Raw genomic sequence first — 9,240 nt, 5'->3', positions numbered from 1 at the left:
ATTTAATAGTTTTGATTTAATCCAGCGTAATAATTTTTAGGATAAAGTAAAAATAAAAATAATTGATTTCAATCTGAATCAATTCAGATTGAAATCGTGCATGATTAATTTTGCTCTAAAAAAATAATGATTAAAATTTATAAAGTAAAGTAGATGAATGTATTTTCACGACATTGTAGGGATATTTATTAACTGGCCCTTTAACGGAGATGAAATTTTGTGACTGAGTATATTCTTGAATTGATTTAAGCAAACTCATTGCTTCTCGAGATAAGGGGGATATGGTTTTCTTTTTCCGCCTTCATCTGCTCTTTAGAAATAACCGAGATATTATGCTTAGGTGGAAATTACCCTTTAGATCCTGAAAAAATTGGATTTCCAAACTTAATTAGATCTTAAGAACTTAAATTTATCCTGAGAGAAAATATTTTTGAGGGTAGATCAGTGAGTCAACAAGTGAGTGTATTACGAAATAATAAAATATTTCTCAGTATTTGCACATTGGTCTTGGTAATTTTAGGAGTTTGGTGGGCGAGCAGTTCACTATTTAATAAAAATAAAGCGGAAAAATCAAAGCCACAAAATGTAACCGCCAATGAAACAGAAACCATAGATGTCTCTGGTAATCAGATTTTAATTTCGCCCACACAGATTCAACAGGCAGGTATTCAATTACAAACTTTAGGACAAGCGACAAGTGATGTACAACTTGCACTGACTTTGCAGGGGCAAGCGCAGTGGTCACCTCAAAGTAAAGTGGTCTTAACCAGCCCGATAGCGGGGATAGTTCAACAGGTACTGGTGCAACCTTTAGCCGAAGTGGGTCTCCATAATCCTGTACTGGCCATTCATAGCCCTGATTTAATTCAGATTCAAAATGAAATTTTACAAATTCGTGCACAACTGCAATTGGCCAGCCAAAATTTGGCACGTGAACGCAGTTTATATGCTGAAGGGATTATTGCTGAAAAACGTGTACAGGAAGCCCAGAATGTAGTGCAACGACTGAATATTGATTTGAGTGCCAAGCAACGCATGTTGCAGTTTATGGGAGGAAGTAGCAGTCAGGGACTGAATTCCGTAGTGTATGTTAAAAGTCCCGCCAAAGGCAGTGTAGAAAGTTTACAGGTATCTGCAGGTCAATATGTAGAAACCGGCGCAGTACTGGGTCAGTTGGTGAATAGTGATCTACCTTTGCAATTAATGTTGCAAGCCCCTTTAGCGGATAGCAAATATATCCAGATTGGCGATCTGGTTAAAGTTGAGGGGTGTGAAATTACTGGGCAGGTACAAAAAATTGCACCAGCACTTTCAGACAATACGCAATCTCAAAATGTTTTAGTTCAGATGAATGCCAAGGATAACTGTTTAAAAGTACAACAGTTTATTAAAGCGAATATTCAAAGCCATAACCCGACAACAGAAACTGCATGGGTAATACCAAGTACTGCCTTGACTTTAAAAGATAACAAGCACTTCATTTTTATCAAAAATCAAAATGGTTTCTTTGCAATGCCGGTGGAATTGGTGGGTGCGAACCAGCAGCAAAGTCATGTGATTGGAAACACATTAAAACCTGGAATTCAAGTTGCTGTGAATGGTGTCGAACGTCTAAAAGCCGTTTGGTCAGGTTTCGGTGCAGAGCAGGCACCACCTGCCAGTAGTAGCACTGCGATGAAATGAGGTTAGGCACATGTTAAAACGTATTATTGCATTTTCACTGAGTCAACGAATCCTAATGCTGTTATTGGGTGTGGCAATCAGTGTTGCAGGTTATTTGGCATTTACAAAATTGCCGATTGATGCCTTTCCCGATGTATCAAGTACACAGGTTCAAATTGTGATGAAATCTCCTGGCATGACGCCAGAAGAGGTGGAAAGCCGTATTGTGGTACCGATAGAACAGGAAATGTTGGGAATTCCTCATCAGACTGTATTACGTTCACAATCTAAATATGCCATTGCAATCATTACCCTGGATTTTGCAGAAGGGACAGATCCTTATTGGGCCCGACAACAGGTCAATGAGCGTTTGACTGGAGTCATGTCAGCTTTGCCTGGCAATGCCTCTGGTGGGATTGCGCCTATGACGACGCCATTAGGTGAATCTTTTATGTTCACTTTACATGGCCCTATGAGTGATATGGAAAAACGAACCTTGCTCGATCGGGTCGTCCGTCCACAGCTCAGAAAAATTGAAGGGGTAGCGGATGTCAATGTCCTGGGTGGTTTGGCACGTACTTTTGAAGTGACACCCAACCTGGATGCTCTGGCATCAAGAGGTCTATCTCTTGATCAGTTAAAACAAGCAATTGAATTAAATAATGCAAGTGACGGTGCCGGTCGTCTGAATGAAAATGGAGAATCATTACTGATTCGTAGCGATAGTCGTGTCACCAATTTACAAGAGCTGGGTGAGATTATTGTTTCCAATCATCAAGGGACACTGGTGCAAGTGAAGGACATTGCCGATGTCCATACCGGTGCCCTTACCCGTTACGGGGCAGTGACCGAAAATGGTCAGGGTGAAGCTGTTCAAGGGATTGTCCTTACTTTAAAAGGCGCCAATGCACGTCAGGTTGTGCAAAGTGTGCGTGAACATTTGCAGGACATTGAGAAAAACTTACCCCCGGGCGTTACGATCAAGCCTTTTTATGACCGTGGTGAACTGGTGAATCGTGCCATTCATACCGTGAGTAAAACCTTGATCGAGGCGATTGTACTGGTCCTGATTTTATTGCTGTTGTTTTTAGGCAATTTAAGAGCCGCTTTGGTTGTTGCCGCGATTTTACCTTTATCTGCGTTGAGTACCTTCTTAATGATGCGTCAGTTTGGATTAAGTGCCAACCTGATGTCATTGGGTGGCTTAACCATTGCTATTGGTTTGCTGGTCGATGCGGCTGTTGTGGTGGTGGAAAATATCGAAATGCAACTGGCAGATGCACACGAGTCCAAACACCGTTTGTTTTTACCGTCGCTGAACGTCATTTATCGCGCGGTTTGTGAGGTGGCGGTGCCGGTGACCGCAGGAATGATCATTATTATGCTGGTCTTCATTCCGTTGATGACGTTGCAGGGGCTGGAAGGGAAGCTTTTCTCTCCGGTGGCGCTGACCATTGTCTTTGCACTGTCGAGCTCACTGATTTTTTCATTAACAATTATTCCGGTGCTGTGTTCTTATTTCTTGAAATCTCAAGCACATCACACGCCATATATTGTTGCTAAGCTGGAACAGGCATATAGCAAGGTATTAAATGCAAGTTTAGCTCATCCGAAACGTGTTTATGCTTTGGCCGGAGGCGCTTTGGTGGTTGCTGCACTTATTTTCCCACTCATTGGTAAGTCTTTTATGCCAACCATGGATGAAGGTGACACCATATTGCAGCTGGAAAAAATGCCATCGATCAGTCTGCAAAATTCAATTGCACTTGATCTGGACATTCAAAGAAGAATTCTAAAACAAGTTCCAGAAGTGGCCCGCATTGTGGCAAGAACAGGCTCGGATGAACTGGGCCTGGACCCCATGGGCTTAAATGAAACCGATAGCTTTGTCATTTTGAAACCGCAAGATCAGTGGCAGGGACAAAGTAAGGAGCAGATTTTAGCCAAAGTTCGCCATGTATTGACTGACGTTCCTGGAGTCAATCTGACCTTTAGTCAGCCGATTGAAATGCGGACCTCAGAAATGTTATCAGGTGTACGTGGAGATTTAGCAGTCAAAATTTTTGGTACCGATTTAGACCAGCTAAATCAGCTGTCTAAGCAAATTTCTACCGTTCTACAAGGGATCAAAGGCAGTGAAGATGTCATGACGTTGGAAAATTCCGGGGTGCAATATCAGGAATTACGTATTCGTCGTGATATGGCTGTTCGCAATCAGCTAGATAGTCAAAGCATACAGGCACAACTCAAAATGCTCATCGAAGGGCAGCAAATTAGTTCGATTATTGAACAGGGTCGACCGGTTCCGTTGATGATCAAAGGTGATCCGCGTCTGGGGCAATCCAGTTTTGCCCTTGCAAATATGAATTTACCTGTTGAAAACTCAGCGGCTGTACCATTGTCCTCTTTAGCAGAAATGGTCAAGACTGAAGGTGTCGTTAAAATTGACCGGGAAAATGCTTCAAGAATGTCCGTTGTCCGTGCCAATGTGCGTGACCGCGACCTGGTCGGTTTTGTCGAGGAAGCAAAACAGCAGGTTGCCCAGAGAGTTAAATTACCGGCAGGATATTCATTGAAATGGGGTGGCCAGTTTGAAAATCAACAACGTGCAGCAGCGCGTCTGATGCTGGTTGTCCCTGCAGCGTTGACCATGATTTTTTTCCTGCTCTTTACAACTTTAGGTTCTGTTCGTCAGGCAGTACTGGTTTTTGTGAATATTCCCTTTGCTTTAATTGGTGGAGTCGTGGCCTTAGCCATTACCGGTGAATATTTATCGGTGCCTGCTTCGGTCGGATTTATTGCATTAATGGGGATTGCTGTACTGAATGGTTTGGTGATGATCGGTTATTTTAACCAGCTCATTTCACGCGGCATTGCAATTGAAGAGGTGGTTCGTGAGGGAGCTATGCGACGTTTACGTCCAGTGATGATGACTGCAAGTATCGCGGCTTTGGGTTTAATTCCCTTGCTCTTTACCACTGGGCCAGGTGCTGAAATTCAGCGTCCATTAGCGATCGTGGTAATTGGCGGGTTAATTTCCTGCACCTTACTGACGCTGATTTTACTTCCTAACTTGTTTAAACAATTTGGTTTAGTGCGAGATATTCATGTCTGAAATGTGCCAACTCTCTATCAACATCTCCAGTGATATTGCGGAAGAATTAATGAGCCATTTATGGCTCATTCCCGAGATTGTGACAGGATGTACCTGTATCCCGGCACAAGGTTTCGGCAGCCACCAACATTATCGCAACATTCAAGAAAAAATTCGGGGTGCAACTGAGCGTAATTTGATTCTGTTGATTTTACCCCTCGCAACTGTGCCTTTAATTTTAGCCCATATCCAAAAGAAATTTAAATCAAGTGACTGTTTCTATTGGGTATTACCAACCATAGCATCGGGTTATGCTGGTCAAGGAAAGGTGAACGAATGAAACCAGAGATAGCTACTCAACCCCGTTTGCTGGGTAAAGCCTTATGTTTAATAGGCTTGGGCTGTTGTGTGATGATGGCTTCTGTCGTCTCCGCGGAACCCGCTTTGGATCAGGTCTTGCCACCACTCGATGCGATCAAGCAGAGCTTGTCACAGCATCCAACTGTTCGGTCGGCAGTCTCGGATCAGGACTATGCCAATTTTGCAGGACAAGGGCTAAAACTGGGCCATCCCTGGACCGTACGTGCGGGGATGCAGCTTCGTAACACCGATGCCCAGGATGGTCAAACAAAGTCCAATAGTTATGAGCCGAACTTTGGTGTTGAAAAGCAGATTCGTTTGCCTGGCAAATACCGGCTGGATCAGGATTTGGCGCAACGAGGGATGAGTATTGCAGAATTAAAATATGAAGATGCCAAACATGAAGTTGCCAAAACCTTGCTGAATCAGTGGTTTGCCTATATGCGTAGTGCTTTGCAATTGACACGCTTAGAGGAACAGCAGGCAAGAATACAACACTATATGCAAATGACCCAGCAGCGTATCCGTGCTGGAGATGCCCCACGACTGGAACTGATGCTGCTCAGCAATGAATCTCGGCAAATCGAAGAACAATATATGCAGGCTAAAACAGCTTACTACCAAGCACAGCAGCTATTGTCACGTGATTATCAGGGGAAAATTCCAGAACACTGGAGCAGTGATGTCATCAAAATTCGCCCACTCGAATATACACAGACTGAATGGATACAGCAGGTTTTGTCTGCTAACCATGAGCTTGAGTTGGCCAAAACGCAGGCAGCACAGCAAGATGCGTTAGTCAAAAGAGAGAAACTCAATCGGGTAGCTAATCCTACGGTCGGAGTGGGCTATAGTCGTGAGCAGTCAGGCATTGAAAATTTGATGAGTGTGAGCGTTTCAATTCCACTCGCCAGTCGGCAAGTGCGGATAGCTTCTGGTATGGCCATGGCGGAAGCTCAAAAGGCCAATTTTGAGATCGGACGAGTAGAAAACCGTTTGCGTCAGGAAACGCAATACTGGTTCACGCAGATGGAGTCGGCAACTGTACGGAGTGAGCAGGCTCAACAGAATTTGGCACAGTTACAGCAACAACATGGATTGATGCAAAAAGCATATAAGCTCGGTGAATTGAGTTTAAATGAACTGTTACTCCATTCGCAGCAACTGGTTGATGCGCGTGGTCGAATTGATCAAGCCAAAATTGATTATGCAGAAAGCTTGAGTTTGCTATTGCTGAATTCACATCAACTATGGCCTTTACATGAGGATCATCAGGCAGAGTAAAATATAGTAGAGTGCTGATACATCAATGCCCTGTGTGGTCATTATTCGGCTGGTATTCTGTCTTTTTGGGGCCAGAGTATAGCTGATTACTTAATTGAGCAGCACGGTAAAAGCTTGATAAAATAGTATTTTACGAAAATATTTCGGTGCTATGTCTTTCAGAATTCAGCTATAGCTGTCGTTTTCACGGAAATAAAATTTAGGCTTGCAAGAAGTAGAATGAGAGGGGGAGCTCAGACGTGAGAATATTGTTAGTTGAAGACGATGTCTTACTGGCTAAGGCGACAGCACGGGGCTTAGACCAAGCGAATTTTGTTGTTGATATCGCCACCACAGCAGAACAAGCCTATCATTTTTTGGCGAGTTATGATTATCAGTTTATTTTGCTTGATTTAGGTTTGCCAGACAGGAATGGATTGGAAATTTTAAAGTCACTGCGTCGTAAAAAGAATAAAGTAGGCGTTATTATTTTGACTGCTCAGGATAAAACTCAGGAGCGAATTTCCGGTTTAGATGCTGGGGCAGATGATTTTGTAGTTAAACCCTATGATTTGTATGAAGTTATTGCACGGATTCAAGCAGTATTACGCCGTATTTCAGGAGAAGTGAGTGATTTGATTCAGATTGGCAATATTGCGGTTAATAAAGCGACTAAACAGGTACTGAGAGATCACACTGAAGTTGAATTAACCCCGAAAGAGTTTCACTTGCTAGAACTATTTATCCTTAACCGTGGCCGGATCATTTCACGGGAGAGTATAGAAAACTCATTTTATGCCTATGATGCAGATGTGAGCAGTAATGTGATACAGGTTTATATTCATAATTTACGGCGTAAGCTGGGAAAAAATATCGTGCGCACTGTACAAAGCTTTGGATATATTATGGATGAAAATTATTAATGGCCAATTTCATTCGCAGTTATTCACTGACCAGACGTCTATCATTTATTTTAATGGTCATCACCGCCAGTGTCTGGGTGGGTAGTTTAGGTTGTATTTACTGGGGAATGCAGCGTACCGCGAACAATATTTTTGATAAATCACTGGCTGAAACAGCCCATGCTTTACTTTCGACTACTTCAAGTTCACTGGCGGGGCAAATCCCGGATCATACGGTCATCGAGAAAGCTCAAGGGGAGCATTATAATCAGATTATTTTCCAGATCTGGCATCGTAATGGCAAGTTGATTTATCGTTCGGTTGGCGTTGGCACACATCCGTTTGTCCAGCAAGCCAACTTTGGCTGGATTAATATTCACAATCAAACCTATCGCAGTTATTCGGTTTGGGACAGCACCCACACTATACAAGTACAAATTGCACAGGTCTGGACTATCCGTCAGGATATCCAGAGAGATATGCTGTTATTTTTAATAGGGGTTTCAGCATTTTTTTTACCATTATTGTCTTGGCTGATTTTGCAGACCGTACGTAGCAATTTGTCCACTGTATTCAGTATCAGTCAAAATCTGGAAAAGCAGTCGATTGAACATTTAAAACCCATCAACCCTGTCGTGCCCAAAGAAATCGAACCTTTGGTGAAGTCATTAAATACATTATTGAGTGAAGTTGCAGAAAGCATGCAACGTGAAAAACGTTTTACCTCAAATGCAGCCCATGAGTTACGTACACCTTTGGCGGCGATCCGTCTGCATGCACAAGTTTTGCAGAGTGCACGTTCGACTGAGGAGGCACGAGAAGCAGCTGAGGACATCATGATTGGCATTGATAAAACCTCGCGAATGATTACACAGTTACTAACCTTAGCCCGGATTGAACCCAATGCTCATCAAATTCAAGGCTCGGTCGATCTCGTTAATGTGATTCAAAGTACTCTTTCGATGATGGATTTTCAGCTTTGTCAAAAAAAAGTTGACTTACAGTTACAACTGGAGTCAGCTCTAGTTATGGCTCAACCTGAGCAATTGGAAATTATGCTCCGTAATCTTTTAGAGAATGCCATCATCTATCGTAGTTATGAACGCCCGTGTGTCATAAAAATCAGTTGTGGCTGTGTTAAAAATTATAGCTTTGTGCAGATTGAGGATAATGGAATTGGTTTGGATGAAGCACAAATACCTCTGATTTTCCAAAGATTCTATAGGGTGAATCAGAACAGTGTCATTATTGGCAGTGGTCTCGGCTTATCGATTGTTAAGCAAATTGTCGATTTATATCACGGAAAAGTTGAGTTACATCGGACAAATGCTATTGGTGGTCTTATGGTTAGGATTGAATTTAACCAGCAGAACTAAATAATGGCGCTATTTACTGGGCTGAGAAGTAGTTTTCAAAATTGAAGATTGGGGTGCCATAACTACTTATGGCTATATAGCGACAGAGGTAAAAAAGCCTACTGTCCTACACTCATATATTGCAGCATAAGTCTGATAAAAGCAGTAATATAACTTATGCCACTTAAAGTGAGGGTGATATTAGAGTCTGTAACTCATTTTGTGTAAGTCCGATTTTTTATAAATGATCATTTAATCAACCATCGAAATGAATAGTAAATCAATTCATTGCTTAAAGTCATGAGTAGTAATGCCACATAAGATTGGCAATGTCTATTTCTTAGCAGGATTTAATGTTGCGAAGTAAATTACTTCTTTCTTCATAGAATCATCGGAAGAAAAGATTTTTCTTTTCTTGATTGACGGATCACACTATTCAATGACTCATTTGTATAAATTGTATGATGTACTTTAGCAGGATAGCTAATGTCTCCTCTGATACAATGGTTGTCCCTGAAGGTAGTATATGTCAACAAATTCACCAATCTTTACATAATGTAAAAGTCTTTTGGAAGCAGAATAAGGGTTCATCAGATACTTAAAA

The 9,240-nt window shown here is 42.1% G+C and carries 6 protein-coding genes and 1 pseudogene; 6 read left to right on the top strand and 1 reads right to left on the bottom strand.

Annotation, left to right across the window (positions count from 1 at the left end; all coding sequences use genetic code 11):
• Positions 1-444 precede the first annotated feature (444 nt).
• From D7V20_RS17720 to D7V20_RS17695, 6 genes are all read left to right on the top strand, one after another.
• Positions 445-1,683, top strand: coding sequence for an efflux RND transporter periplasmic adaptor subunit (locus D7V20_RS17720; protein ID WP_092692956.1), 1,239 nt, complete (start codon positions 445-447; stop codon positions 1,681-1,683).
• 10 nt (positions 1,684-1,693) lie between these two features.
• Positions 1,694-4,777, top strand: a complete 3,084-nt coding sequence (locus D7V20_RS17715) for an efflux RND transporter permease subunit (RefSeq protein ID WP_092692958.1) — start codon at positions 1,694-1,696, stop codon at positions 4,775-4,777.
• Positions 4,770-5,096, top strand: coding sequence for a DUF3240 family protein (locus tag D7V20_RS17710; protein ID WP_092692960.1), 327 nt, complete (start codon positions 4,770-4,772; stop codon positions 5,094-5,096). The genes D7V20_RS17715 and D7V20_RS17710 overlap by 8 nt, the downstream gene beginning before the upstream one ends.
• Positions 5,093-6,400 carry a TolC family protein gene (locus D7V20_RS17705; protein WP_092692962.1) on the top strand — a complete coding sequence of 436 codons (1,308 nt, stop codon included), beginning with the start codon at positions 5,093-5,095 and terminating at the stop codon, positions 6,398-6,400. The genes D7V20_RS17710 and D7V20_RS17705 overlap by 4 nt, the downstream gene beginning before the upstream one ends.
• Before the next feature lie 239 nt (positions 6,401-6,639).
• Positions 6,640-7,302, top strand: coding sequence for a response regulator (locus tag D7V20_RS17700; RefSeq protein ID WP_114837830.1), 663 nt, complete (start codon positions 6,640-6,642; stop codon positions 7,300-7,302).
• The gene (locus D7V20_RS17695) at positions 7,302-8,657 is read left to right on the top strand and encodes an ATP-binding protein (RefSeq protein WP_016165442.1); all 1,356 of its coding nucleotides are present in this window, start codon (positions 7,302-7,304) and stop codon (positions 8,655-8,657) included. Before D7V20_RS17700 ends, D7V20_RS17695 begins: the two co-directional genes overlap by 1 nt.
• 315 nt (positions 8,658-8,972) lie before the next feature.
• On the opposite strand, the pseudogene D7V20_RS17690 reads toward D7V20_RS17695, so the two are convergent.
• Positions 8,973-9,136: pseudogene (locus tag D7V20_RS17690) on the bottom strand (IS256 family transposase); the annotation flags it as partial.
• Positions 9,137-9,240: the final 104 nt, after the last annotated feature.

Source organism: Acinetobacter rongchengensis (genome assembly GCF_003611475.1).
In the GTDB taxonomy this organism is placed as follows: Bacteria; Pseudomonadota; Gammaproteobacteria; order Pseudomonadales; family Moraxellaceae; genus Acinetobacter; species Acinetobacter rongchengensis.
Note: the sequence above shows the minus strand (reverse complement) of the source record. Positions and strands in the feature narration are given on the sequence as shown.